We start from the raw sequence: 26,442 nt of genomic DNA, 5'->3' as shown, positions 1-26,442 counted from the left end.
GAGCCGATCGGCTCCGGGGGCCCGGTACGTACGGGGGAGGCCGGCACACGCTTCCTCTCCTCATGGAGACGGCGGGGACGCCGTCCGTGGCGGAGTGGGTCGAGGCCGGTCGAGGCCGCTCACGGGTCCTGCGCCGAGAGGGCGATGCCGAGCGGTGTGCGCTCGTACAGCACCTGATGGCCGTAGCGCCGCGAGGTGAGCAGGCCCGCGGCGCGCAGCACCGACAGATGCGCGGACACGGAGGACGGGGCGAGCGCGAGGCGGTGGGCCAGCGCGCTCGTCCCCGCCGGTTCGCCGAGGGCGCACAGCACGTCGGCGCGGGCCCTGCCGAGCAGCCGGGCGAGCGTGTCCGGGGTGCGTTCGGAGGCCTCCGTCCACAGCCCGCCGATGCCACGCGCGGGGTAGACCACGGCGGGCAGCCAGGGCGGCTCGTAGCCGCCGACCACATCCGGCCACACGAAGACACTGGGCATCAGGACGAGCCCCTGGCCGCCCAGGACCCGGCTGTGGTTCCCCCGGGTGCCGACCACCGTCAGGGTCGAGTCCGTCCAGCGCAGCTGCGGGCTGACCTCGCCGAGCAGCCGCTCGAACCCGACCTCGGCGAGGCGCCGCGAGTGGAAGGCGATGTCCGCCTCCAGCAGGGCGCGCAGCCGGGGCCAGTGCGGCTCGATCATCACCTGCCACGCGCGCTCCAGCAGGTCCGCGAGCTCCTGGACCGTTCGGGCCGGATCGGCCAGCATCCGTCGCGCGGCCGGGGAGTGCGGGCCGTGCGGGGTGTCGGCGAGCGCCAGTGCCATGTCGTCGCGGGCGGTGCGCGGATCCGTCGCGCGTACCGCGGCCACCTCCTCGGCGAAGGTGGCGAGCGGTCCGAGCGGCGGCGGGCAGATGAAGTCCGGGTTGTGGCCGTGCTCCGGCATCAGCAGCCACAGCGGCGTGAGGTCCAGCCCCGCGGCACCCTCCTCGATCCGCCGGAGCCACGGCAGGTGGTAGCCGTGCCGGGCGGGGCGGCGCAGCGTGCGCACGGCCTCCTGCGTCTCCCAGAGCGGTGAGAGCGCGAAGCGGCAGCGGAGCAGATCGCTCTCGTCGAAGTACAGATGGAACGGCATGGCCCACTCAAGTTTCGGTGTGAGCCGAAAGTCTACGGAGGGCCGGATCGTTCCTCCAGGCTGCGTCCATGCCGAGTGACACCACCACCCCGGCGGGTACACCCCGCGAAGAGCCCGTCGTGAAGGCGCTGTCCCCGGCCCTGCCTCCGGAGCGCGCCGCCTCACCCGACCCGGGCCCCGCCCCGGAGGCAGGCCCCGACACCGGGGGTTACCGCGCCGTGTTCGCCGTGCGGGAGTTCCGGGCCGTGTTCGCCGCCCATCTGCTCTCCCTCCTCGGGGTCGTCGTCAGCGAGCTCGCCCTCACCGTGCTCGTCTACGACCTCACCGGCTCGCCCCTGCTCTCCGCCCTCGCCTTCGCGCTCGGCTTCCTCCCGTACATCGTCGGCGGAACCCTGTTCGCCGGGGTCGCCGACCGCTACCCGGCCCGCCGGGTCCTCGTCACCTGCGACCTGATCTGCGCCGGCTGCGTCGCCGTGATGGTGCTGCCCGGCACCCCCGTCGGCGGACTCCTCGCCCTGCGCTGCCTCGTGGCCGCCGTGGCGCCCGTCTTCACCGGGACCCGGATGGCGGCCCTCACCGACATCCTCGGCGAGGGCGACCTCTACGTCCTGGGGCGTTCGCTGCTGCGGCTCGTCTCGCAGAGCGCCCTGCTCGCCGGCTTCGGTGCCGGCGGTGTGCTGCTCGCCGTGCTGTCCCCGCGCGGGGCGATCACCGTCACCGTCGTCACGTTCCTCTGCTCGGCCGCGCTGCTGCGCCTGGGCACCCGCGCCCGGCCCGCCCGCATGTCCGGGGACGGCGGCGGCGCGCTGCTCAAGGATTCGCTCGCCGGGGCCCGCACGGTCCTCGCCGACCGCCGGATCCGGGCCCTGATGCTGCTCTTCTGGGTGCCCGCCCTCTTCGTGGTCGCCCCGGAGGCCCTCGCCGCTCCTTACGCGGACGCCATCGGCGTCGGCCCGGCGGCGCTGGGCCTGCTGATGTGCGCGATGGCCGTCGGCCACATCGGCGCCGAGCTGTACGCGGGTTCCGTCCTGCGCCCCCGTACCCGCTCGCGGATCGTGCTGCCGGTCGCCGCGCTCGGGCTGCTGCCCCTGGTGCTGTACGCGTTCCGGCCGGGCCTGGCCCTGACCGTGGCCGCACTCGTCCTGGCCGGGGCGGGGGCCGCGTACATCATCGGGCTCGACCAGTGGTTCGTCGACGCGGTGCCCGAGCATCTGCGGGGCCGGGCCATGACGCTGCTCACCGCGGGTCTGATGACGGTCCAGGGCATCGGCATGGCCCTCGCCGGACTGGCCGCGGAGTTCTTCCCGGTGCACCAGGTGGTCGCCGCCTCCGGCGCCGTGGGCACCGTGTGCACGCTCCTGCTCGTCGTCGAGGTCCGTAGAACAGACGTCCGGTACCGAAGTGCGAGACACGGCTGACCAGTATGTGACCAGTGGGTAAGGTCGTCCCGTGCCGAAGCCGCTCAGCCTTCCCTTCGATCCCATCGCCCGCGCCGAGGAACTCTGGCACCGGCGCTGGGGACCGGTGCCCTCCATGGGCGCGATCACCTCGATCATGCGGGCGCAGCAGATCCTGCTCGCCGAGGTGGACGCGGTGGTCAAACCGTACGGGCTGACCTTCGCCCGCTACGAGGCACTGGTCCTGCTCACCTTCTCGCAGGCCGGTGAGCTGCCGATGTCCAAGATCGGCGAGCGCCTCATGGTGCACCCCACCTCCGTCACCAACACCGTCGACCGGCTGGTGCGGTCCGGGCTGGTCGCCAAGCGGCCCAACCCCAACGACGGGCGCGGGACCCTCGCCTCCATCACCCCCAAGGGCCGTGAGGTCGTCGAGGCGGCCACCCGGGACCTGATGGCGATGGACTTCGGGCTCGGGGTCTACGACGCCGAGGAGTGCGCCGAGATCTTCGCGATGCTGCGCCCGCTGCGGGTGGCCGCCCAGGACTTCGAGGGCGAGTAGCGCGGTGGGCAGGGCGCCGAAAGATCGCCCTGAGCCTCCGGCTACGCTCGATGTCATGAAACGCAGCGTGCTGACCCGCTATCGGGTGATGGCCTACGTCACCGCCGTCATGTTGATGATCCTGTGCGTGTGCATGGTCTTCAAGTACGGCTTCGACACCGGCGAGAGCCTGACCTTCGCGGTCTCGCAGCTCCACGGCGTCCTGTTCATCATCTACCTGGTCTTCGCCTTCGACCTGGGCTCCAAGGCGAAGTGGCCGGTCGGCAAGCTGCTGTGGGTGCTGGTCTCCGGAACCATCCCGACGGCCGCCTTCTTCGTGGAGCGCAAGGTCGTCCGCGAGGTCGAGCCGCTGATCACGGACGGTGCCGCGCAGCCCGTCAAGGCCTGACCGCCCGGCGTACCGGCCGGACCGAACCGCCCCGCGTGAAAGCGCCGGGCGGTTTGCCATCGACATTTACTAGGACGTCCTAGTAAATTCGTCCCATGGACGCTCACGCGATCGAGGAAGGCCGCCGCCGCTGGCAGGCCCGTTACGACAAGGCCCGCAAGCGCGACGCGGACTTCACCACGCTCTCCGGGGACCCGGTGGAGCCCGCGTACGGGCCCCGCCCCGGTGACACCTACGAGGGCTTCGAGCGGATCGGCTGGCCCGGCGAGTACCCCTTCACCCGCGGGCTCCACCCGACCGGCTACCGCGGCCGGACCTGGACCATCCGCCAGTTCGCCGGCTTCGGCAACGCCGAGCAGACCAACGAGCGCTACAAGATGATCCTGGCCGCGGGCGGCGGCGGGCTCAGTGTCGCCTTCGACATGCCGACCCTGATGGGCCGCGACTCCGACGACCCCCGCGCCCTCGGCGAGGTCGGGCACTGCGGGGTCGCCATCGACTCCGCCGCCGACATGGAGACGCTCTTCAAGGACATCCCGCTCGGCGACGTCACCACCTCGATGACCATCAGCGGGCCCGCCGTCCCCGTCTTCTGCATGTACCTGGTCGCCGCCGAGCGCCAGGGCGTCGACCCGGGCGTGCTCAACGGCACGCTGCAGACCGACATCTTCAAGGAGTACATCGCGCAGAAGGAGTGGCTCTTCCAGCCCGAGCCGCACCTGCGCCTCATCGGCGACCTGATGGAGCACTGCGCGCGGGACATCCCCGCCTACAAGCCGCTCTCGGTCTCCGGCTACCACATCCGCGAGGCCGGGGCGACGGCCGCGCAGGAGCTGGCGTACACCCTGGCCGACGGCTTCGGCTACGTGGAGCTCGGCCTCTCCCGCGGCCTGGAGGTCGACACCTTCGCCCCGGGGCTCTCCTTCTTCTTCGACGCGCACCTCGACTTCTTCGAGGAGATCGCCAAGTTCCGCGCCGCCCGCCGCATCTGGGCCCGCTGGATGAAGGAGACGTACGGCGCACGGACCGACAAGGCGCAGTGGCTCCGCTTCCACACCCAGACCGCCGGTGTCTCGCTGACCGCCCAGCAGCCGTACAACAACGTCGTCCGCACCGCGGTCGAGGCGCTCTCCGCCGTCCTCGGCGGCACCAACTCGCTGCACACCAACGCCCTGGACGAGACGCTCGCCCTCCCCTCCGCGCAGGCGGCCGAGATCGCGCTGCGCACCCAGCAGGTGCTCATGGAGGAGACCGGCGTCGCCAACGTCGCCGACCCGCTGGGCGGTTCCTGGTACGTCGAGCAGCTCACCGACCGTATCGAGGCCGAGGCCGAGAAGATCTTCGACCAGATCAAGGAGCGCGGCACCCGGGCCCACCCGGACGGCAAGCACCCGATCGGCCCGATGACCTCCGGCATCCTGCGCGGCATCGAGGACGGCTGGTTCACCGGTGAGATCGCCGAATCGGCCTTCCAGTACCAGCAGTCGCTGGAGAAGGGCGACAAGCGGGTCGTCGGCGTCAACGTCCACCACGGCTCCGTCACCGGCGACCTGGAGATCCTCCGCGTCAGCCACGAGGTCGAGCGCGACCAGGTGCGCGATCTCGCCGGACGCAAGGAGGGCCGCGACGGCGCCCGGGTGAGCGCCGCACTCGACGCGATGCTGGCCTCCGCGCGCGACGGCTCGAACATGATCGGGCCGATGCTGGAGGCCGTACGGGCCGAGGCGACCCTCGGTGAGATCTGCGGCGTCCTGCGCGACGAGTGGGGCATCTACACGGAGCCGCCCGGCTTCTGACCCGCCGCCCCCGCCGGCCGGGCCGCGGCTCCCAGCCCCGAGAGCAGCAGGAGGGTGAAGCGCCGGGCCCAGTCGGTGTCGACGGGTTCGGCGCTCACCAGTGCCCGGTGCACCACCGCGCCGGCGATCACGTCGAAGACCAGATCGGCGGTCCGGGCGGCCATCGCGGGATCCGGCTCGGAGGGCAGCTCGCCGCGGTCCTGCGCGCGCTCGCGCCCCCGCAGGACCAGCCGCTTCTGCCGGGTCACGATCGAATCCCTGATCCGGCCCCGCAGCGCCTCGTCACGCGTCGACTCCGCGACCACCGCCATCAGTGAGGTCTTGGTCTCCGGCCGCTCCAGCAGCGCCGCGAACTGCAGCACCACGGCCTCCACATCGGCCGCGAGGCTGCCGAGGTCGGGCAGCTCCAGCTCGTCGAAGAGGACCGCGACCGCGTCCACGACCAGCTCGTTCTTGCCGGCCCAGCGGCGGTAGAGAGTCGTCTTGGCGACCCCCGCCCGTGTCGCCACGTCACCCATCGTCAGCTTCGACCAGCCGAGGTCGACCAGCGACGCGCGGGTCGCCTCCAGGATCGCGGCGTCGGCCGCGGCGCTGCGGGGACGTCCGGATCGGGTGGGTTCGGCAGGGGGGCGGCTCGGCATGCGGCGACCATACCGGCCGGTAAGTACCGCTGACCGGCCCCGGGGCCCGTGAGACAGATCACCGGACGCTCTTGCCCTGGAGGGGGTCCGGCCAGTTACGCTACGGGTCGTAGCGTAAGGAGGACGGTTCGCCCGTCGCCTCGCTGCGACCGATCGACAGCCATGTGCCGGGTGGGGACCCGGTGTCGAGTACGGGGTTTTTCAGGGCCCTGTGACCGTGTCCGTCCGTCCGCCCCGCACACCGGCGTGGCTGTGGACGGAGGCGGTTCGCGGATCGCTTTCCGGAACAGTGGGCCCAGGGGGGAGGATGTACGTATGCAGCCTAGGAACATGTCCATGAGCGGCGTCGTCGACCTCGCCGCTGTCAAGGCGGCCGGCGAGGCCAAGACGAAGGCGGAGCAGGCACGCGCGGAGTCCGCCCGGCAGGGTGGCGGCGGTGCCGTCGCCCCCTCCTCCCTGGTGATCGACGTCGACGAGGCCGGCTTCGAGCACGACGTCCTCCAGCGCTCCACCGAAGTCCCCGTAGTCATCGACTTCTGGGCCGAGTGGTGTGAGCCGTGCAAACAGCTCGGCCCGCTCCTGGAGCGTCTCGCCGCCGAGTACAACGGCCGCTTCGTGCTGGCCAAGGTCGATGTCGACGCCAACCAGATGCTGATGCAGCAGTTCGGGATCCAGGGCATCCCCGCGGTCTTCGCCGTGGTGGCCGGGCAGGCCCTGCCGCTCTTCCAGGGGGCCGCCCCCGAGAGCCAGATCCGTCAGACGCTGGACCAGCTGATCCAGGTCGGCGAGGAGCGCTTCGGTCTCACCGGGATCGTGGTCGACCAGGACGCCGCCGGGGGAGCCGAGGACGCGGCCCCGGCCGAGGTGCCCGCGGGGCCGTACGACGCGCTTCTGGAGACGGCCGTGACGGCCCTGGACGCCAACGACTTCGACGGTGCCGTGCGGGCGTACAAGAGCGTCCTCGCCGACGATCCGGTCAACACCGAGGCCAAGCTGGGCCTGGCCCAGGCCGAACTGCTGGGCAGGGTCGCGGCCCTGGACCCGCAGCAGGTCCGCAAGGACGCCGCGGAGAGTCCGGCCGATCCGGCGGCGCAGATGGCCGCCGCGGACCTGGATCTCGTGGGCGGTCACGTGGAGGACGCCTTCGGCCGGCTCGTCGAGACGGTCCGCCGCAATTTCGGTGACGAGCGGGACGCGGTGCGGCTGCGGCTGCTGGAGCTCTTCGAGGTGATCGGCCCCGAGGACCCCCGGGTCACCGCCGCCCGGACGGCCCTCGCGCGGGTCTTGTTCTGAAGTGACAACACGGCCGTGGTGCCCCCCGGGGCGCCCCGGCCGTTTTCGCGGGCGAACGACAACGTACGCCTTCGCTTTACCAAATCTTGACAGAAGTACGTGCTGTTACTGGCAGTAAATCATCCCCAGGAATCTGTCCGATTTCGGGCGTCAATCTCCGCATTCGAGCGTCCCTCCGGTGCCACCCTGTGTGGCCGGGCGGTATCCCCCTGTCGTGCCCCGGTTATCGGGTCGTTACTAGCGAGTAACGACACCCCTTGTGCCGCGCCCCGGAATGCACCACGATCGGCCACGCCCGCTCCAATGCCCGCCATCCCGACAGCCAGTCGGCACCGGCGGCCTGTTGGGTCCCCACCGGGTGGTCGGCGGCAGTGGCGCCGATCGCGGACAGGGGGGTTCCTGCCCTCGGCAGGGCCTGTCCGAACCGGTCGCGCAGACGCGCGGCCAGTGGTTGTCGCTCGGGGGTGATCGCCGGTGATTCGGATGCGGTACGCGCCTCCGGTCCGGGCGCTCTCCTTCCCGAGGACGTAGCACTTCTCCCATCCCAGGACGGGCACGATGCCCGTACCGGAGATGTACGTCCGAGAAGGAGGAAATTTATGAGTTCCCAGGTTCGCGGTGGTACCAGATGGAAGCGTTTCGCTCTGGTCATGGTGCCGAGCGTCGTCGCGACCGCCGCGGTCGGCGTCGGCCTCGCGCAGGGTGCGCTGGCAGCGTCGTTCAGCGTCTCCGGACAGAGCTTCAAGGTCAGCACCGACAAGCTCGTCGGTGAGGACTTCGTCCAGTACGGCAGCGTCGCTGTCGGAACGGACATCGAGGGCGAGAAGGCCCAGGCGCACCCGGTGGCGGTGTCGGGCTTCAGCAAGGCCACGATCACCAACATGTGCCAGTCGGTCGTGACGCCGAACCTGCCCTTCGGTCTCGGCAGCGTCAGCCTCAACCTGACGGCCGGCACCGACCCGAAGAAGCCGGTCGAGGCGACCAACCTCTACCTCGACATCGCTCAGCTCGACGCGGACGCGTACTTCGAGCAGATCGACATCGGCGTCGGAGCCGGTTCCGTCGGTGCACCTGGCATCCAGCCGGGTACGGAGAAGGCCGTCAAGGCGGGCGGCTTCGCCCAGCGTGCCAAGAGGGCCACGCTCACCGACGTGGAGCAGACGGCGTGGGCAACCACCGCCGGCACCTTCAAGCTCAGCAACCTGAGCCTGAAGCTGCACAAGGGCGTCAAGGAGTGCTTCTAGCACTCGCCCGGGTGGCCGGAACGCTCCCTGAGGGCCTCCGGCCGCCCACCCTTTCTCTTCTCACGGCAGTACCGGTTCCAGGGAGCTGTTTTCCATGAGCCCCGAGTCCACAGGGCAGAACGAGCACTACCTCACCGTCTTCCGGCGGGGATTCCGCACCTGGCGGGGTAACCGGCCGTTCTGGGCGGGCCTGTTCACCATCCTGGGTGGTGTACCCATCGCGTACTTCCCGTACGCGAACATGCACCTCGGCAACATGACGATCGCGATGTCCACGACCGCCGGCGCGGGTTCGCTGATCATCGGGATCCTGCTCATCACGCTGGGCCTGACCATGTGGTTCCACCACATCGTGAGGGTCTTCGCCGGTGTCGCGGCGATCCTGCTGGCACTGATCTCGATACCTGTCGCCAACATCGGCGGATTCCTGATCGGTTTCGTCTTCTCCCTTCTCGGCGGAGCTCTCTCCGTCTCCTGGGCCCCCGCCGATCCGGAGGCCGGCACCACGGCTCCCGAGCCGAAGGCGCGGGCCTTCGAGGACGCACCGGAGGCGGAGAGGACCGCACCGCAGTACTACGACCCCACCGCGGCCCCGCAGCAGCCGTCGCCGTACGAGAAGTCGGCCGAGGTCGAAAGCGGGGGACATCGTGCGGGGTGACGAGACGCGGACGGGCGACGCCGGTCCGGAGGGTCTCCGCGAGCGCACAGGACCCCGGCACGCGGCGCCCAGGAAGTCGCTGCTGACGAAGCTGAACATGCCTTCGGGCAAGAAGGCGTTCGCGCTCGCCGCGATGCCCACGGCCGTCTTCGTCGGCATGGGACTCACCCCCAGGCTCGCGCTGGCCGACGACAACGACATCCCGTTCGCCCCCGGCCCCTGTGTGACGCGCTCCGACGAACCGGGCGAATCCGAGGAACCGAAGGCGACGCCGACCCCGAGCGCCACGTCCACCGGTGAGGCCGAGGGCGGCACGGACACGGACGAGAAGCCGGACACGGGCGAGAAGCCGGACACGGGCGAGACCGAGGCCCCGGAGCCCTCCGCGAGCGCGAGTGCTCCCGCGGAGACCGCACCGTCCGAGAACAAGGCCCCGACGGCGCCCGGCGCGACGCCCACGCCCACCAAGCCGGTGAACCCGCTCGACCCGCTGGGTGTCGGTGACGCCATCAAGGACCTCCTCGACGGCGACAAGGAGACGGCGAGCCCGTCCCCGAGCGCCACCACACCGGCCCCGGAGCCGGAGCCGACGAGGAGCGCGACCACCGATCCGGTCGAGGAAGCCACCGAGGAGGCGAAGGACGAGGCCGACGGCACCGCCGACGCCATCCGGGAGGCGGCCGACGAGGCCGGCCAGGACGTCGAGGAGCTCGACGAGGACCTCAAGGGCCTCGACCCCGTCAAGGACGAGGACGTGCCGGACGGCGCCAAGGAGCGCTTCCCGTGCCCGACCGCCGACCCCGAGGCGCTCGCCGCGGCCGACCTGGAGCAGGGCCTGCCGCTGCTCCCGGACGACCCGTGGATCCTGGAGTCGTCGCTGCTCACCCTCACCGGGCTGGACTACGCGGGCATCGTCGAGGTGAAGACGTACAACGGCACGGTCAAGAAGGTGCTGAAGTTCACCGCGAGCACCGTCGACATCAAGGACCTGCACCAGCTGACGACGGGTCCGACGGCCGGCACCACCGGCCACGTCAAGGCGGCGTCGGGTTCCACGTCGACCATCCGCAACGGCACGGTGACGATGTACACGGAGGAGCTGAAGGGCAACCTCTTCGGCCTCATCCCGATCACCTTCAGCCCTGGGACCCCGCCGCCGCTGAACGTTCCGTTCGCCTTCTTCACCGACGTGAAGGTGACCCAGGCCGGCCAGTTCGGCGGCTCGCTCAAGGTCCCCGGCCTGCAGAACTACTTCACCGGCGGCAACAGCTGACCCGGAGACCCGTTCGGGAGCCGCACAAGAACTGTGGCCCGCACCCCTGTTGTCCAGGGGCGCGGGCCACAGTCACGGGCACGGCGCGTCAGTCGCGCTTCTCCCCGCCCAGGTGGTGGACCCGGACCATGTTCGTGGTGCCGGCGACACCGGGGGGCGAGCCGGCGGTCATCACCATGATGTCGCCGGTGGTGTAGCGGTTCAGCTTCAGAAGCTCCTCGTCGACCAGGTCGACCATGGCGTCCGTGTTGTTCACGTGCGGGACCACGTGGGACTCGACGCCCCAGCTCAGCGCGAGCTGGTTGCGGGTGGACTCGTCCGTCGTGAAGGCCAGGATCGGCTGGGCGGCACGGTAGCGGGAGAGGCGGCGGGCGGTGTCACCGGACGAGGTGAACGCGACCAGCGCCTTGCCGTCGAGGAAGTCCGCGATCTCGGCGGCGGCGCGGGCGACCGAACCGCCCTGCGTACGGGGCTTCTTGCCCGGGACCAGGGGCTGGAGGCCCTTGGAGAGGAGCTCCTCCTCGGCGGCGACGACGATCTTCGCCATCGTCTTGACCGTCTCGATCGGGTACGCGCCCACCGAGGACTCCGCGGACAGCATGACCGCGTCCGCGCCGTCCAGGATCGCGTTCGCGACGTCGGACGCCTCGGCGCGGGTCGGCCGCGAGTTGGTGATCATCGACTCCATCATCTGGGTCGCCACGATCACCGGCTTGGCGTTGCGGCGGCACAGCTCGATGAGGCGCTTCTGCACCATCGGGACCTTCTCGAGCGGATACTCGACGGCCAGGTCACCGCGGGCCACCATCACGCCGTCGAAGGCGGCGACGACGCCCTCCATGTGCTCGACGGCCTGGGGCTTCTCGACCTTGGCGATGACGGGGACCCGGCGGCCCTCCTCGTCCATCACCTTGTGCACGTCCTTGACGTCCTCGGCGTCCCGCACGAAGGACAGCGCGACCAGGTCGCAGCCCATCCGCAGGGCGAACCGCAGGTCCTCGACGTCCTTGGCGGACAGCGCGGGAACGTTCACCGCCGCACCGGGCAGGTTGATGCCCTTGTGGTCGGAGATGACACCGCCCTCGATGACGATGGTGGTGACGCGCGGGCCGTCGACCGAGATGACCTTGAGCTCGACGTTGCCGTCGTTGATCAGGATCGGGTCGCCCTTGGTGACGTCCCTGGGGAGCCCCTTGTAGGTCGTACCGCAGATCGACTTGTCGCCCGGGACGTCCTCGGAGGTGATGACGAACTCGTCCCCGCGGACCAGCTCGACGGGACCCTCGGCGAACTTGGCCAGGCGGATCTTCGGGCCCTGGAGGTCGGCGAGCACACCGACCGCGCGGCCGGTCTCGGCTGCGGCCTTGCGGACCCGGTCGTAACGGCCTTGGTGCTCCTCGTGGGAGCCGTGACTGAAGTTGAAACGGGCCACGCTCATGCCGGCCTCGATCAGAGCGACGAGCTGCTCATGGGAGTCGACGGCGGGACCGAGGGTGCAGACGATTTTGGAACGGCGCATGAGGCGGATCCTATCGGTTTGTTTCGTTGCGGAATATTCCGTCTGGTGGAAGATACAAAGGGGCGCGGGCCCGCTCAGTTGTGGACCAGTGCGAAGGTCTGGCCGGCGATCTCCAGCTCCTCGTCCGTGGGCACGACGGCGACGGCGACCCGTGCGCCGTCGGGGGAGATCAGCCGCGGCTCGCCGGACCGCACGGCGTTACGGTCCGGGTCCACCGCGAGGCCGAATACCTCCAGCCCCGCGATCGCAGCCTCCCGCACCGGAGCCGAGTTCTCCCCGACCCCCGCCGTGAACACCACGGCGTCCACCCGGCCGAGGACCGCCGAATAGGCACCGATGTACTTCTTCAGCCGGTGGACGTAGATGTCGAAGGCCAGCGTGGCACGCTCGTCGCCCTCCTCCACCCGGCGCCGGATCTCCCGCATGTCGTTGTCGCCGCACAGGCCGACCAGGCCGCTCCGCTTGTTCAGCAGGTCGTCGATCTCGTCCGCCGACATGCCGGCAACGCGCCTGAGGTGGAAGGTGACGGCCGGATCGATGTCCCCGGAACGCGTACCCATGACCAGCCCCTCCAAGGGGGTCAGTCCCATGGACGTCTCCACGCACCGGCCGCCCGCCACCGCGGAGGCCGAGGCGCCGTTGCCCAGGTGCAGCACGATCACGTTCACGTCCGCCACCGGCCGGCCCAGCAGCTCGGCCGCCCGCCGCGAGACGTACGCGTGGGAGGTGCCGTGGAAGCCGTACCGGCGGATGCGGTGCGCGTCGGCGGTCTCCACGTCGATCGCGTACCGTGCCGCGTGCTCCGGCATCGTCGTGTGGAACGCCGTGTCGAAGACCGCCACCTGCGGAAGGTCCGGGCGCAGTGCCCGTGCCGTGCGGATCCCGGTGATGTTCGCCGGGTTGTGCAGCGGGGCCACCGGGACCAGCCGCTCGATCTCCTCCAGCACCTCGTCGGTGACCACGGTGGGCTCGCTGAACCTGAGCCCGCCGTGCACCACCCGGTGGCCGATCGCCGCGAGCCCGGGGGAGTCCAGGCCGAGCCCGTCGGCCGCCAGCTCCTCGGCCGCCGCCTTCAGCGCCTGCTCGTGGTCGGCGATCCGGCCGGTGCGCTCACGGGCGGCGCCGGCCGACGGCGTGTGCACCAGCCGGGAGGTCTCCTCGCCGATCCGCTCGACCAGCCCCGTCGCCAGCCGGGCGCGGTCGCGCATGTCCAGGAGCTGGTACTTCACCGAGGAGGACCCCGAGTTCAGGACGAGCACCCTGCTCGCCTCGACGGTGCTGTGCGTGGGGGTCATCCGGTCCGCTCCTCGTCCTGTGCCTGGATCGCCGTGATGGCCACGGTGTTCACGATGTCCTGTACGAGAGCGCCGCGCGAGAGGTCGTTGACCGGCTTGCGCAGCCCCTGCAGTACCGGGCCGACCGCGACGGCGCCCGCCGAGCGCTGGACGGCCTTGTAGGTGTTGTTGCCCGTGTTGAGGTCCGGGAAGATCAGCACGGTCGCCCGTCCCGCCACCTCCGACGTCGGCAGCTTGGTCGCGGCGACGGACGGTTCGACTGCCGCGTCGTACTGGATGGGGCCCTCGATCCTCAGGTCCGGCCGGGAGGCGCGTACCCGCTCGGTCGCCTTCCGCACCTTGTCGACGTCCGCACCCGTGCCCGAGGTTCCCGTCGAGTACGACAGCATCGCGATCCGGGGGTCCACACCGAAGCGTGCCGCGGTGACCGCCGACTGCACCGCGATGTCCGCGAGCTGCTCGGCGTCCGGGTCGGGGTTGACCGCGCAGTCGCCGTACACCAGGACCTTGTCGGCGAGGCACATGAAGAAGACCGAGGAGACGATCGACACGTCCGGCTTCGTCTTGATGATCTCGAAGGCGGGACGGATGGTCGCCGCCGTGGAGTGCACCGACCCGGAGACCATGCCGTCGGCCAGGCCGTCCTGGACCATCAGTGTGCCGAAGTAGTTGACGTCCGAGACGACGTCGTACGCGAGCTCCACCGTCACGCCGCGGTGCGCGCGGAGCAGGGCGTACTGCTCGGCGAAGGTCTGGCGCAGCTCGGAGGTCTGCGGGTCGATGAGCTGTGTGTCCGCGAGGTCGATGCCCAGGTCGGCGGCCTTCTTGCGGATGACGTCCACGTCACCCAGGAGCGTCAGGTCGCAGACGTCGCGGCGCAGCAGCACGTCGGCGGCGCGCAGGACGCGTTCCTCGGTGCCTTCGGGCAGGACGACCCGGCGCCGCTTCGAGCGGGCCTGTTCCAGCAGTTCGTGCTCGAACATCATGGGGGTGACCCGGCCGCTGCGGGCCACCGAGATCCGCTCCAGCAGCGCGCCCGTGTCCACGTGGCGCTCGAAGAGGCCGAGGGCGGTCTCCGCCTTGCGGGGCGTGGAAGCGTTCAACTTGCCTTCCAGTGCGAAGAGTTCCCCCGCCGTGGGGAACGATCCGCCGGCCACCGCGACGACCGGGGTGCCGGGGGCGAGGCGGGCGGCCAGCCTGAGGATCTCCTCGCCGGGGCGCTCGTCCAGCGTCAGCAGGACGCCGGCGATGGGCGGGGTGCCCGCACTGTGCGCGGCGAGCGAGCCGACGACCAGGTCCGCCCGGTCGCCGGGGGTGACGACCAGGCAGCCCGGGGTCAGGGCCTTGAGGAGGTTCGGCAGCATCGCGCCGCCGAAGACGAAGTTCAGCGCGTCCCGGGCCAGGCCCGATTCGTCGCCGAGGAGAACCGTTCCACCCAGTGCCGTGGTGATCTGCGCGACGGTCGGCGCGGAGAGCGCCGGATCGTCCGGCAGCACCGAGCAGGGCACCGGCAGCCGGGCCGCCAGCCGCTCGGCGATCTCCGTGCGGTCCTCGGACGCCACCCGGTTCACGATCATCGCGAGGACGTCGCAGCCCAGGCCCGCGTACGCCCGGTAGGCGTTGCGCGTCTCGGCCCGTACGGACTCCGCGTCCTGGCCCTTGCCGCCGACCACCGCGATCACCGAGGCGCCGAACTCGTTGGCGAGCCGGGCGTTCAGCGCCAGCTCGTCGGGGAGCTGGGTGGCGGCGAAGTCGCTGCCGAGGACCAGGACGACCTCGTAGTCGCGGGCCACCCGGTGGAACCGCTCGACGAGCCGGGAGACCAGTTCGTCGGTACCCTGCTCCGCCTGGATCGCCGACGCCTCGTGGTAGTCGAGGCCGAAGACCGTCTCCGGGCTCTGCGAGAGCCGGTAACGGGCCCGCAGCAACTCGAACAGCCGGTCGGGCCCGTCATGGACCAGCGGCCGGAAGACACCGACCCGGTCCACCTGGCGCGTCAGTAGCTCCATGACTCCCAGATCGACGACCTGGCGGCCGTCTCCCCGGTCGATTCCGGTCACGTACACGCTGCGCGCCACGCGTGCTCTCCCGTCCTGTTCGGCTGGTCATGCCCTCTTGACGATACCTACGTGGGCAGGTATGCCGCCCGCCGGGAGGAGGCCGCTCCGCGCGCCGCTCCGACAGGGGCCGGAGCAGCAGGGAGCGCGGTGGCCGGACCCGGCGTGGGACAATCGTGATGGCTCACGGTACGGGGGTTCTCGAATGGCTCCCGGCATGGACCGGCCCTAGCGAGCAGGAGACAGAGCACGATGCGCATCGGAATTCTCACCGCAGGCGGCGACTGCCCCGGCCTGAACGCCGTGATCCGGTCGGTCGTCCACCGTGCCGTGGTGGGGCACGGCGATGAAGTCATCGGGTTCGAGGACGGCTTCAAGGGGCTGCTCGACGGCCACTTCCGCCCCCTCGACCTCAACGCCGTCAGCGGCATCCTGGCCCGCGGCGGCACGATCCTCGGCTCCGCCCGGCTGGAGCGCGACCGGCTGCGCGAGGCCGCCGAGAACTGCGAGGAACTGTCCCGCCGTTACGGCATCGACGCCCTCATCCCGATCGGCGGCGAGGGCACACTGACCGCCGCCCGGATGCTCTCGGACGCGGGAATGCCCGTCGTCGGCGTCCCGAAGACGATCGACAACGACATCTCCGCCACCGACCGCACCTTCGGCTTCGACACCGCCGTGGGTGTCGCGACCGAGGCCATAGACCGTCTCAAGACCACCGCCGAGTCGCACCAGCGGGTCATGGTCGTCGAGGTCATGGGCCGCCACGCGGGCTGGATCGCGCTGGAGTCCGGCATGGCCGGCGGCGCCCACGGCATCTGTCTCCCCGAGCGGCCCTTCCAGATCGACGACCTGGTGAAGATGGTCGAGGAACGCTTCGCGCGCGGCAAGAAGTTCGCCGTCATTTGCGTCGCCGAGGGCGCGCACCCGGCGGAGGGCTCCATGACGTACGCCAAGGGCGAGATCGACCAGTTCGGCCACGAGCGCTTCCAGGGCATCGGCAACCGGCTGGCCACCGAGCTGGAACGGCGGCTCGGCAAGGAGGCCCGGCCGGTCATCCTCGGCCATGTGCAGCGCGGCGGCACGCCGACCGCGTACGACCGGGTGCTCGCGACCCGCTTCGGCTGGAACGCGGTGGAGGCCGTGCACCGGGGCGACTTCGGCCGGATGACGGCCCTGCGCGGCACCGAGATCGCCATGGTCCCGCTGGCGGACGCGGTGACCCGGCTGAAGACCGTGCCCAGCGACCGGGTGTACGAGGCCGAGTCGGTCTTCTGACCGGGGCGGCGGCCCCTGGGTCCCCCGTGTCCCCTCCGGCCCGGCCGGAAGGGGGCACGAACAGCCCCCGGCCGTCCTCACGGGCGGTCGAGGTGGCTCGGCCACGGGTCGCAGCCGACAGGCCGGCCGGGTCAGATCCCCGCGGTCCGCCAGAACTGCTCGACCACCCGCACCAGGAACTTCCGTGCGTCGCTCTCCGCCTCCGTGCGCTCCCGGCCGGCGCTGTTCCATGCCTGCGTCGACACGATCAGGGCCTGGTAGTCGGTGTGAAGCTGCTCCAGCACGTTCTGGACCAGGACCTTGTCCAGCGGCAGCATCTTCGCCACCGGCTTGACGTACGCCTGCCAGCGCGTCGCCACCGCCTTGTTCAGGAGCTCCGCCAGCTCCTCGTTGCGGCCGGTCGCGGTGAGGAACTGCGCGGCCGACATGTCCAGCGCCTGGCAGAGGGACAGTGCCTGACGCTCGTTGCCCCGCCAGCGTCCCGAGTCCTCGATCCGCTGGTACGCGGCAGCCGTCATCCCCAGCGACCGCGCCAGGTCCTCCACCTCGACGTCCCGCGACTGCCGGTGCTCGCGCAACGTGCTGGCCGCGGCCAGCAGTTCCTCCGGCGCGCACCACAGCACACCGGCGAGGGCCATCAGTTCGCGTTCGCCCGGCAGGGCCACACCACGCTCCCAGGCCATCACGGTCTCGGCGGTTATCTGAAGTCCGTACTGGGCGCCGAGGCCGTACGCAACATGTCCGGGAGCCATTCCCAGCGCTTCGCGAAGTCGGCGAGCGGCAGGGGCGTTGAAGGGCGGAGTCGTGTGCACGGCTTCACCGTATGAGCACAAGAACCCCCTGGCTACAGGCTGTTCCTAACAGTTCACCCTTCGTACGATCCTCCTAGAAGTGTTTCGCCCGGGTGTCTTCCTCTAGGGGCGTGTTTCAGCCACCCAGGTGTAGTGCAGCTCAGGGCGGCCGACCTGACCGTAGCTCGGCCTCCGGACAGCGCGGCCCGCCGTCACCAGGTGCTCCAGATAGCGGCGGGCGGTGATCCGGGACATCCCCAGCTCCTCGCCGGCGGCCGACGCCGTGACCCCGCCCGGGGACTCCCGCAGCGTCCGCGTCACCACTTCCAGCGTCGGACCGCTCAGCCCCTTGGGCAGGCTGGCCGGGTCCGCGACCCGCAGCGCCCCCAGCGCCCGGTCCACCTCCTCCTGGCCGCTCGCCTCACCGGCCGCCGCCCGGAACGCGGCGTAGCGCAGGAGCCGGTCCCGCAGGGTGGGGTACGTGAACGGCTTCAGCACGTACTGGACGACGCCGAGCGACACGCCTTCCCGCACCACCGCCAGATCGCGCGCCGACGTCACGGCGATGACGTCGGCCCCGTGTCCGGCGGCCCGCAGCGAACGGAGCAGCTGGAGGCCGTGCCCGTCGGGCAGGTACAGGTCGAGCAGCAGCAGGTCGACCGGCATCCGGTCCAGGGCCCGCACGGCCGCCGCCCTGGTGTGGGCGACGGCGGCCACCTCGAAACCCGGCACCCGGCCCACGTACAGCTGATGGGCGTCGGCGGCCACCGGATCGTCCTCCACGACCAGCACGCGGATCACCCCACCCGCCCCACCTGTCCCGGTGCCACCCCCACCACCTGGGCCACCTCTGCCCGCCGTGTCACCCGCGCCGCCCGCGCCACCCACCCCGTCCGTTCCGCTCATGCCGTGGCCACCTCCGCCGTACGGCCCACGAGCGGCAGCCGCACCGTGAACTCCGCGCCGCCGTCCGGCCCCCGGTCGAGGGTGACCGTCCCGCCGTTGCGGTGCACCGCCTGCCGTACGAGGGCCAGGCCCAGCCCGCGCCCCGTGCCGTGCGTCGTCCAGCCGCGCCGGAACACCTCGTCCGCGTCGTCCGGGCCGATCCCGCCCCCGGTGTCGGCGACCCGCAGCAGCAGCTCACCCCCCTCGGTGAGCGCGGTCACGGTCACCAGGGCCCGCGTCGCCGTGCGCTGCGCGGGCAGCGGCGCCTCACCGCCGCCCGTCACCGACTCCGACGCGGCGTCCACCGCGTTGTCGATCAGATTGCCGAGGATCGTCACCAGATCACGCGGCGCCAGTGAACGCGGCAGCGCCCCGTCGTCGATCAGGCTGTCCTGCGCGAGCACCAGCTCCACACCGCGCTCGTTCGCCTGCGCCGCCTTGCCGAGCAGCAGCGCGGCCAGCACCGGCTCCGCCACCGCCCCGACGACCCGGTCGGTGAGGACCTGCGCCAGCTCCAGCTCCGCCGTCGCGAACTCCACCGCCTCCTCGACCCGGTCCAGCTCGATCAGCGAGACCACGGTGTGCAGCCGGTTCGCCGCCTCGTGGGCCTGCGAGCGCAGCGCCAGCGTGAAACCCCGCTCCGAGTCGAGTTCGCCCGACAGCGCCTGCAGCTCCGTGTGGTCCCGGAGGGTCACCACCGTGCCGCGCTGCTCGCCGCCGACCACGGGACTGGTGTTGACGACGATCACCCGGTCCGCCGTCAGGTACACCTCGTCCACCCGCGGCTCGGACGCCAGCAACGCCCCGGTGAGCGGCGCGGGCAGGTCGAGCTCGTCGACCCCGCGCCCGACCGACCCGGGCGTCAGACCGAGCAGCTCCCGGCCCGCGTCGTTGACCAGAGCGATCCGGCGCTGCCCGTCCAGCATCAGCAGCCCCTCGCGCACCGCGTGCAGGGTGGCCTCGTGGTAGTCGTGCATCCGGCCCAGCTCACGGGCGTTCATCCCGTGCGTGTGCCGCCGCAGCCTGGCGTTGATCACGTACGTCCCGAGCCCGCCGAGCGCCAGCGCCGCGCCCGCCGCCATGGCCAGGGCGCCGAGCTGCTCGCGTACCTGGGTGGAGACCCGCTCGACCGTGATGCCGGCGCTGACCAGGCCGACGATCCTGCCCCCGTCACGGATCGGTGTGACCACCCGTATCGAAGGGCCCAGGGTGCCGGTGTACGTCTCCGTGAACGTCTCCCCGCGCAGCGCGGGAGCGGTGTTCCCGATGAAGGTCCGGCCGATCTCCGCGGGATGCGGATGGGTCCAGCGGACCCGGTCCCGATCCATGATCGTGACGAAGGCGATCCCGGTGTCCGCGCGGACCCGCTCCGCGTACGGCTGGAGTACGGCGGACGGATCCGGGGTACGGATCGCCTCCCGCACGGACGGGGAATCGGCCATGGCGAGTGCGGCGGCCCGCACCTGCCGGTCAGCGGTCTCCTCGGCCTGGGCCCGGCCGGAGGCGTACGCGAAGAAGGCGCATCCGGCCACGACCGCGGCCACGAGCAGGGCCTGCATCGCGAAGAGCTGGCCGGCCAGGCTGCGGGGGAACGTACGGGACAGGCGCATGGCCCTCAGTCTGCCTGGCGGGGCCCATCGGCCCAAGGTGGCTCGAAAACGTCCGTGAACGATATGAACGCAAGGGTGACCGCCGTCACAGGGAAGTGAATAGTCACCGGGGCCCCCAGGGACGGGGGAGCGACCGCATACCCGAGGAGGCCCCCGTGGCAGAGAAATCCGCACGACGGGACCGCACGCACTATCTCTACCTGGCCGTGATCGCCGCTGTGGTGCTGGGCATCACGGTGGGCTTCGTCGCTCCCGGCGTGGCCGTGGAGCTCAAGCCCATCGGCGCCGGCTTCGTCAACCTCATCAAGATGATGATCTCGCCGATCATCTTCTGCACGATCGTGCTGGGAGTCGGCTCCGTACGCAAGGCCGCCAAGGTCGGCGCCGTCGGCGGTCTCGCCCTCGGATACTTCCTGGTGATGTCGACCGTGGCCCTGGCCATCGGCCTCGTCGTCGGCAACATCCTGGAGCCCGGCTCCAGCCTCCACCTCACCGACGCGGCACGTGCCGCCGGTGAGCAGCAGGCGTCGGGGGCCAGCGAGTCCACCGTGGACTTCCTGCTCGGCGTCATCCCGACGACCATGGTCTCGGCCTTCACCGAGGGCGAGGTCCTGCAGACCCTGCTCATCGCCCTGCTCGCGGGCTTCGCCCTGCAGGCCATGGGCTCGGCCGGTGAGCCGGTCCTGCGCGGCATCGGCCACATCCAGCGCCTCGTCTTCCGCATCCTCGCCATGATCATGTGGGCGGCCCCGGTCGGCGCGTTCGGAGCGATGGCGGCGGTCGTCGGCGAGACGGGTGTGGACGCGCTGAAGTCCCTCGCGATCATCATGGTCGGCTTCTACGTCACCTGCGCGCTCTTCGTGTTCGTGATCCTGGGAGCGATCCTGCGGCTGGTGGCCGGGGTCAACATCCTCTCCCTGCTGAAGTACCTGGGCCGTGAGTTCCTGCTGATCCTCTCCACCTCCTCCTCCGAGTCGGCCCTTCCGCGGCTGATCGCGAAGATGGAGCACATGGGCATCAGCAAGCCCGTCGTCGGCATCACGGTGCCCACCGGCTACTCCTTCAACCTCGACGGCACCGCGATCTACCTCACGATGGCGTCGCTCTTCATCGCCAACGCGACGGGCGACCCGCTGAGCATCAGCGAGCAGATCTCGCTGCTGATCTTCATGGTGATCGCCTCGAAGGGCGCAGCCGGCGTCACCGGTGCCGGACTGGCCACCCTCGCGGGCGGCCTGCAGTCCCACCGCCCCGAACTGGTCGACGGTGTCGGCCTGATCGTCGGCATCGACCGCTTCATGAGCGAGGCCCGCGCCCTGACGAACTTCGCGGGCAACGCGGTCGCCACGGTCCTGGTCGGCACCTGGACCAAGGAGATCGACCGGTCACGCGTGGACCAGGTCCTCTCCGGCGCTCTGCCGTTCGACGAGAAGACGATGACGGACGACCACCACCCCGCCGACGCGGACGCCGACGTGGACGTCCCGGAGGCCAGGGACGGCGGCGGGGACAAGCCGTCGCTCGCGAAGGTCTGAGCCCCTCGATCCTTTTGACCGCGAGGCTCCCCGGTCGTCGGACTCCCCCCGGACCGCGACCGCCTCGCCCCGGCCCGCCCTCCCCTCCTCTTGCCTTGACGTCGGCGTCAAGGATTACGGTCGCGGTATGCGAATCGGGGAACTGGCCGAGCGCGCCGGAACGACGACACGGACGCTGCGCTACTACGAGTCGCGCGGCCTGCTGCCCGCACGCCGCGCGGAGAACGGCTACCGCACGTACGACGAGGGCGACCTGCGGCTCATCCAGCAGATCCGGACCCTGCAGGACTTCGGGTTCGACCTGGAGGAGACCCGCCCCTTCGTCGACTGCCTGCGCGCCGGCCATCCGGCGGGCGACGCCTGCCCCGCCTCGCTCGCCGTCTACCGGCGCAAGCTCGGCGAGCTGGACGCGCTCATCGGTCAGCTGCAGTCGGTGCGTACGGAGGTGGGTGCCCAGCTGGCCCGCGCCGAACTGGAGGCGTCGGCCGAGCTGCCGGGCGGCCCCGAACCACGATGTGAACTCGGAGGATGACAGATGATCCACGCAGAAGGTGTCGCAGAGGTCACCGACACGACGTTCGACGCGGAGGTACTGGGAGCCGGTCTCCCCGTCCTGGTCGAATTCACCGCCGACTGGTGCGGCCCCTGCCGTCAGCTCGCCCCCGTGCTCAGCGCGGTCGCGGCGGAGGAGGCCGACCGCATCAAGGTCGTACAGATCGACGTGGACCACAACCCGGCCGTCGCCGGCCGCTACGCGGTGCTGTCGATGCCGACGCTGATGGTCTTCCGGGACGGCGAACCGGTGAAGTCGATGGTCGGCGCCCGCCCCAAGCGCCGCCTGCTCCAGGAGATCGAGGACGTCTTCACTGCACCATAGGGGCGACGTGCCTTATGCCCCATTGTGGCCGTCCGTGGCTTCCCGTCGACCTGTCGCTTGGGCCGGCTGTCGCACACGGCACCCCCGGGCGGAACCGTCGCCCCGGGGTGCCGTGTGCGTGGAGGGGCGGACGCCCCGGTCCCCGCGCCGGTCAGGCGGGGCGGAACCACACCGTCGCCAGGGGCGGCAGTGTCAGCGTCACGCTCGTCTCCCTGCCGTGCGCCGGTACCGCCTCCGGCTTCAGCGGCCCCTCGTTGCGCACGTCACCGCCGCCGTACCGCGCCGCGTCCGTGTTCAGGACCTCCACCCACGCCTCGGGACCGTCCGGTACGCCGATGCGGTAGTCGTGCCGCACCACCGGGGAGAAGTGGGAGACCGCCAGCAGCGGCGAGCCGTCCGCGTCGTAGCGGACGAACGCGAACGCGTTGTCCTCCGCCGCGCCGCCGTCGATCCAGGCGAAGCCCTCCGGAGAGGTGTCCCGCTGCCACAGCGCGGGCAGCGCCCCGTACACCGCGTTCAGGTCCGTGACCAGGGTGCGTACGCCCCGGTGGTCGGCGGAGGCCTCGTACGCCGGGTCGAGCAGCCACCAGTCCGGGCCGTGGCCCTCGGACCACTCCGCCCCCTGGGCGAACTCCTGACCCATGAAGAGGAGTTGCTTGCCCGGATGGGCCCACATGAAGCCGAGGTAGGCCCGGTGGTTGGCGCGCTGCTGCCACCAGTCACCGGGCATCTTGCTGACCAGAGCCTGCTTGCCGTGCACCACCTCGTCGTGAGAGATCGGCAGGACGTAGTTCTCGCTGTACGCGTACACCATCGAGAACGTCATCTCGTCGTGGTGGTACTTGCGGTGCACCGGCTCCTTGCCGACGTACACCAGCGAGTCGTGCATCCAGCCCATGTTCCACTTCAGGCCGAAGCCGAGACCGCCCTGGTCGGTGGCGCGCGTGACGCCGTCCCAGGCGGTGGACTCCTCGGCGATGGTGACGACTCCGGGGTTGCGCCGGTAGACCGTCGCGTTCATCTCCTGGAGGAAGGCCACCGCGTCCAGGTTCTCCCGGCCACCGTGTTCGTTCGGTGACCACTGCCCGTCCTCACGGGAGTAGTCGAGGTAGAGCATCGAGGCCACCGCGTCGACCCGCAGGCCGTCGATGTGGAACTCCTCGCACCAGTAAGTGGCGTTGGCCACCAGGAAGTTGCGGACCTCCGTACGGCCGTAGTCGAACTCCAGGGTGCCCCAGTCCGGGTGCGCGGCCCGGTTCGGGTCGGAGTGTTCGTACAGGGGGCGGCCGTCGAACTCCGCGAGCGCCCAGTCGTCGCGCGGGAAGTGCGCGGGCACCCAGTCCATGAGGACGCCGATGCCCGCCGCGTGCAGCGCGTCGACCAGGAAGCGGAAGTCGTCCGGGGTGCCCATCCGGGACGTCGGCGCGTAGAAGCCGGTGACCTGATAGCCCCAGGAACCGCCGAAGGGGTGCTCCGAGACGGGCATCAGCTCCACGTGTGTGAAGCCGAGCTCCCGCACGTAGGACGGCAGTTGGGAGGCGAGCTGGCGGTAGGTGAGGCCGGGGCGCCAGGACGGGAGGTGGACCTCGTACACCGAGAACGGGGCCTCGTGCACCGGGCGGTCGCCCCGGTGCGCCATCCAGTCGTCGTCCTGCCACGTGTGGTGCGAGGCGGTCACCACCGAGGCGGTGGCGGGCGGCACCTCCGCGTGGCGGGCCATCGGGTCGGCGCGCTGGGTGTGCGAACCGTCGGGACGGCAGATGTCGAACTTGTAGACGGCGCCCTCGCCGACGCCGGGGAGGAACAGTTCCCAGACGCCGGTGGAGCCGAGGGACCGCATGGGGAAGGCCGTGCCGTCCCAGTAGTTGAAGTCACCCGCGACGCGGACCCCCCGCGCGTTCGGCGCCCAGAGGGTGAAGCGGGTGCCCGTCACGCCCTGGTGCTCCATCGGCTGCGCGCCGAGTGCCTTCCAGAGCTCCTCGTGCCGGCCCTCGCCGATCAGGTGCAGATCGAGCTCGCCGAGCGCGGGGAGGAAGCGGTACGGGTCCTCCACCTCGATCGTGTCGTCGTCGTAGGCGACCTGGAGCCGGTACGCGGAGGGTACGGCGGGCAGCGGCAGGACCCCGGAGAAGAAGCCGTCGCCGTCGCTCTGCAGTTCGGCCCGCAGCTCCTCGGCGAGCACGGTCACCGTGCGGGCGAACGGGCGCAGCACCCGGAATTCCACCCCGCCCCCGGCCGGATGGGCACCCAGGACGTCGTGCGGGGCGTGGTGCTCACCGGCGAGCAGCCGGCCCCGGTCCCCGTCGTCCAGGACCGTGGCGGGCAGGGCCCCCTTGCCGCCCCCGCCGCGCCGTGGCCGGGGCGGGGTGGTGGCCGTCTTCCTGGCCCTGGCGCGCTTGACGGGGGGAGGGGTGACGGGTTCGGCGGCCGGTGCGCTGACCTCGGTGGTCACCGGCTGCGGGGCGGACGGGACCTCGATGGGCTCGGGCGACTTGCGGGACGGCTTGCGGGCGGTCACAGGGAAGGCCTCCTCGGAGGGGGAGAGGTGGGAGGAAGGGAGGGAGCGGGAGGAAGGGAGGGAGCGGGAGGTCACTCGGTCGTCGTGGCCAGGCGGTGGATGGCGGCCATCGGGACGGGCAGCCAGTCGGGGCGGTGCCGGGCCTCGTACAGCACCTCGTACACCGCCTTGTCGGTCTCATGGGCGCGCAGCAGCTCCGGTTCGCCGCGCGGGTCGGCGCCCGACACACCGGCGTAGCCCTCGCAGAACGCGGTGCGGCAGCGGGCCGCCCACTCCGGGCTCCACGGGCGGTGCGACCGGGCCGCGTAGTCGAAGGAGCGGAGCATCCCCGCGACGTCGCGCACCGGAGGCTGCGGGCTGCGGCGCTCGGGCAGGGGCTTGGCGGGCTCGCCCTCGAAGTCGATCAGTGACCAGAAGCCGTCGTCCCCGCGCAGCGTCTGGCCCAGGTGCAGATCGCCGTGGACCCGCTGCGCGGCCCAGCCGCCGCCCGTGTGCCCCAGTGCGGTAACGGCGTCGAAGGCGGCACGCAGCCCCGGTACGTAGGGGACGAGGGCCGGGACCGCCTGCGCGGCGGCCTCCAGCCGCTCGACCATCCCGGCCACCAGGCTCCGGGTCTGGGCGTGGGCGAGGGCGGGTGTCGGCAGCGCGGCGGCGAGTGCGGTGTGCACCTCGGCCGTGGCCCTGCCGAGCGCCCGTGCCTCGGGGACGAAGTCCCGCCCGGCGCGGAGCGCGGCGAGGGCGAGCTGCCAGCCGTCCTGCGCACCGCGCAGGAAGGGCTGCAGCACACCGAGCGTGAGCGGTTCCGGGGCCGTCGCCTCGAACCAGGCGACCGGGGAGGGCACCCGGCCGCAGCCCTCGCGGCTCAGTGCGAGCGGCAGCTCCAGATCGGGGTTGGTGCCCGGGAACACCCGGCGGAAGATCTTGAGGATGTACGCGTCCCCGTAGACGAGCGAGGAGTTGGACTGCTCGGTGTCCAGGAGGCGAGGGATGAGCCCCGCGGGGACCGGCGCCGTGCGGTCGAAGCGGAGGGGTCCGAGTGACCCGGGGTTACGGAATCGTTCCAGCAGGAGACCGGCGACGCGCGGGTCGTGCAGCCCTTCGTACAGGGTGCGGCCGGCCAGCGGACCGTCCGTCACCTGGCCGATCAGGGCCGGGGCCAGGCGCGGGGGCAACGTGGTGCGTACGCCGAGCAGCAGTTGGTAGCAGTCGCCGAGCGACCGCTCGGGGCCGCCGGGCTGGTGGGCCCGGACGAGCAGGTGCAGCAGCCCGGGGCCCGCGGCGGAGGCGTCCAGGGGCAGTATCTCGGTCGCCGAGACGAGGGAGAAGCCGGTGACCGGCTGCCCCTTGCCGGCGAACCAGCGCTGCCGCGGCAGCCACTCATGGAGCAGCGGGGCGAGCGACGGCAGCAGGGCCGTCGTGCCCGTGGTGCTCGTCGTGCCTCGTCTTGTCGTCTTTCGTTTGGTCGTGCTCTTCGCCAGGGCGACTCGAGTGGATGCAGCCTCCGACATGGCATCGCGTCCTTTCCCCGGGCACACCACAGGATGCGAAGAGTGTCCCGGATTGCGGCAATGGCTGTCCGGCTGTGCGGGACGTGTCGGGTGAGGAAAGTCCGTACGGACTCGATCAAACGGGCCCCGAAGAGCCTGAAGGGCCCGGAAG

21 protein-coding genes and 1 pseudogene are annotated in these 26,442 nt (G+C 71.2%); 12 read left to right on the top strand and 10 right to left on the bottom strand.

Translation table 11 applies throughout. From position 1 onward, the window contains the following. Nucleotides 1–119: 119 nt before the first annotated feature. Entirely contained in the window at nucleotides 120–1,106 is a 987-nt protein-coding gene (locus ACFWVP_RS32540; RefSeq protein ID WP_384501585.1) for a DUF5937 family protein, read from the bottom strand. Nucleotides 1,107–1,174: 68 nt separating this feature from the next. Here ACFWVP_RS32540 and ACFWVP_RS32535 point away from each other — a divergent pair. The 4 genes and pseudogenes from ACFWVP_RS32535 (at nucleotide 1,175) to ACFWVP_RS32520 (ending at nucleotide 5,249) form a co-directional block, all read left to right on the top strand. Next, nucleotides 1,175–2,546, top strand: a pseudogene (locus ACFWVP_RS32535) (MFS transporter). 9 nt (nucleotides 2,547–2,555) lie between these two features. Continuing rightward, the gene (locus tag ACFWVP_RS32530) at nucleotides 2,556–3,065 is read left to right on the top strand and encodes a MarR family winged helix-turn-helix transcriptional regulator (RefSeq protein WP_384501584.1); all 510 of its coding nucleotides are present in this window, start codon (nucleotides 2,556–2,558) and stop codon (nucleotides 3,063–3,065) included. Nucleotides 3,066–3,120: 55 nt separating this feature from the next. After that, the gene (locus tag ACFWVP_RS32525) at nucleotides 3,121–3,453 is read left to right on the top strand and encodes a DUF3817 domain-containing protein (protein ID WP_384501583.1); all 333 of its coding nucleotides are present in this window, start codon (nucleotides 3,121–3,123) and stop codon (nucleotides 3,451–3,453) included. A 95-nt stretch (nucleotides 3,454–3,548) separates the two neighbouring features. Continuing rightward, nucleotides 3,549–5,249, top strand: a complete 1,701-nt coding sequence (locus tag ACFWVP_RS32520) for a methylmalonyl-CoA mutase (RefSeq protein ID WP_384501582.1) — start codon at nucleotides 3,549–3,551, stop codon at nucleotides 5,247–5,249. Here the strand turns inward: ACFWVP_RS32520 and ACFWVP_RS32515 are convergent. After that, nucleotides 5,225–5,890 carry a TetR/AcrR family transcriptional regulator gene (locus ACFWVP_RS32515; protein WP_384501581.1) on the bottom strand — a complete coding sequence of 222 codons (666 nt, stop codon included), beginning with the start codon at nucleotides 5,888–5,890 and terminating at the stop codon, nucleotides 5,225–5,227. The two genes, ACFWVP_RS32520 and ACFWVP_RS32515, sit on opposite strands and share 25 nt — an antisense overlap. 315 nt (nucleotides 5,891–6,205) lie before the next feature. Here ACFWVP_RS32515 and ACFWVP_RS32510 point away from each other — a divergent pair, with 315 nt between their 5' ends. From ACFWVP_RS32510 to ACFWVP_RS32495, 4 genes are all read left to right on the top strand, one after another. Continuing rightward, on the top strand, nucleotides 6,206–7,183 hold the full coding sequence (locus ACFWVP_RS32510; protein ID WP_384501580.1) for a tetratricopeptide repeat protein: 978 nt from the start codon (nucleotides 6,206–6,208) through the stop codon (nucleotides 7,181–7,183). 599 nt (nucleotides 7,184–7,782) lie between these two features. After that, nucleotides 7,783–8,427, top strand: a complete 645-nt coding sequence (locus tag ACFWVP_RS32505; protein WP_384501579.1) for a DUF6230 family protein — start codon at nucleotides 7,783–7,785, stop codon at nucleotides 8,425–8,427. Between the two features lie 94 nt (nucleotides 8,428–8,521). Next, complete coding sequence (locus tag ACFWVP_RS32500; RefSeq protein ID WP_384501578.1) at nucleotides 8,522–9,085, top strand: DUF6114 domain-containing protein; 564 nt, start codon at nucleotides 8,522–8,524, stop codon at nucleotides 9,083–9,085. Next, a complete protein-coding gene (locus ACFWVP_RS32495; protein ID WP_384501577.1) occupies nucleotides 9,075–10,358 on the top strand; it encodes a hypothetical protein in 1,284 nt (427 codons plus the stop codon). The genes ACFWVP_RS32500 and ACFWVP_RS32495 overlap by 11 nt, the downstream gene beginning before the upstream one ends. 88 nt (nucleotides 10,359–10,446) lie before the next feature. On the opposite strand, the gene pyk is transcribed toward ACFWVP_RS32495, so the two are convergent. The 3 genes from pyk to pta all read right to left on the bottom strand — a co-directional run bounded on the left by pyk (nucleotide 10,447) and on the right by pta (nucleotide 15,250). After that, nucleotides 10,447–11,877 (bottom strand): pyruvate kinase, encoded by a 1,431-nt coding sequence (gene pyk, locus ACFWVP_RS32490; RefSeq protein WP_384501576.1) that lies wholly within the window; start codon nucleotides 11,875–11,877, stop codon nucleotides 10,447–10,449. A 74-nt stretch (nucleotides 11,878–11,951) separates the two neighbouring features. Then, nucleotides 11,952–13,172: an acetate kinase gene (locus ACFWVP_RS32485; RefSeq protein WP_384501575.1), complete on the bottom strand. Its 1,221-nt coding sequence runs from the start codon at nucleotides 13,170–13,172 to the stop codon at nucleotides 11,952–11,954. Beyond that, nucleotides 13,169–15,250: a phosphate acetyltransferase gene (pta, locus tag ACFWVP_RS32480; protein WP_384501574.1), complete on the bottom strand. Its 2,082-nt coding sequence runs from the start codon at nucleotides 15,248–15,250 to the stop codon at nucleotides 13,169–13,171. Before pta ends, ACFWVP_RS32485 begins: the two co-directional genes overlap by 4 nt. A gap of 231 nt (nucleotides 15,251–15,481) precedes the next feature. Here pta and ACFWVP_RS32475 point away from each other — a divergent pair, with 231 nt between their 5' ends. Further along, nucleotides 15,482–16,507, top strand: a complete 1,026-nt coding sequence (locus ACFWVP_RS32475) for an ATP-dependent 6-phosphofructokinase (protein ID WP_384501573.1) — start codon at nucleotides 15,482–15,484, stop codon at nucleotides 16,505–16,507. Between the two features lie 131 nt (nucleotides 16,508–16,638). Here ACFWVP_RS32475 and ACFWVP_RS32470 read toward each other — a convergent pair whose 3' ends face one another. The 3 genes from ACFWVP_RS32470 to ACFWVP_RS32460 form a co-directional block, all read right to left on the bottom strand. Continuing rightward, complete coding sequence (locus ACFWVP_RS32470; protein WP_384501586.1) at nucleotides 16,639–17,259, bottom strand: helix-turn-helix domain-containing protein; 621 nt, start codon at nucleotides 17,257–17,259, stop codon at nucleotides 16,639–16,641. 162 nt (nucleotides 17,260–17,421) lie between these two features. After that, complete coding sequence (locus ACFWVP_RS32465) at nucleotides 17,422–18,099, bottom strand: response regulator (RefSeq protein ID WP_384501572.1); 678 nt, start codon at nucleotides 18,097–18,099, stop codon at nucleotides 17,422–17,424. A gap of 101 nt (nucleotides 18,100–18,200) precedes the next feature. Next, nucleotides 18,201–19,853, bottom strand: coding sequence for an ATP-binding protein (locus tag ACFWVP_RS32460; protein WP_384501571.1), 1,653 nt, complete (start codon nucleotides 19,851–19,853; stop codon nucleotides 18,201–18,203). A gap of 155 nt (nucleotides 19,854–20,008) precedes the next feature. On the opposite strand from ACFWVP_RS32460, the gene ACFWVP_RS32455 reads away from it, so the two are divergent. The 3 genes from ACFWVP_RS32455 (at nucleotide 20,009) to trxA (ending at nucleotide 22,265) form a co-directional block, all read left to right on the top strand. Continuing rightward, nucleotides 20,009–21,388, top strand: coding sequence for a cation:dicarboxylate symporter family transporter (locus tag ACFWVP_RS32455; protein ID WP_384501570.1), 1,380 nt, complete (start codon nucleotides 20,009–20,011; stop codon nucleotides 21,386–21,388). A gap of 127 nt (nucleotides 21,389–21,515) precedes the next feature. Continuing rightward, nucleotides 21,516–21,920, top strand: a complete 405-nt coding sequence (locus ACFWVP_RS32450; protein ID WP_384501569.1) for a MerR family transcriptional regulator — start codon at nucleotides 21,516–21,518, stop codon at nucleotides 21,918–21,920. Between the two features lie 3 nt (nucleotides 21,921–21,923). After that, entirely contained in the window at nucleotides 21,924–22,265 is a 342-nt protein-coding gene (gene trxA, locus ACFWVP_RS32445; RefSeq protein WP_384501568.1) for a thioredoxin, read from the top strand. A gap of 151 nt (nucleotides 22,266–22,416) precedes the next feature. On the opposite strand, the gene glgB is transcribed toward trxA, so the two are convergent. Continuing rightward, the gene (glgB, locus tag ACFWVP_RS32440) at nucleotides 22,417–24,783 is read right to left on the bottom strand and encodes a 1,4-alpha-glucan branching enzyme (protein WP_384501567.1); all 2,367 of its coding nucleotides are present in this window, start codon (nucleotides 24,781–24,783) and stop codon (nucleotides 22,417–22,419) included. 71 nt (nucleotides 24,784–24,854) lie between these two features. Beyond that, nucleotides 24,855–26,291, bottom strand: a complete 1,437-nt coding sequence (locus tag ACFWVP_RS32435) for a maltokinase (RefSeq protein WP_384501566.1) — start codon at nucleotides 26,289–26,291, stop codon at nucleotides 24,855–24,857. Between the last annotated feature and the right edge of the window lie 151 nt (nucleotides 26,292–26,442).

This window comes from Streptomyces sp. NPDC058637, assembly GCF_042717325.1.
GTDB lineage: Bacteria > Actinomycetota > Actinomycetes > Streptomycetales > Streptomycetaceae > Streptomyces.
Note: the sequence above shows the minus strand (reverse complement) of the source record. Positions and strands in the feature narration are given on the sequence as shown.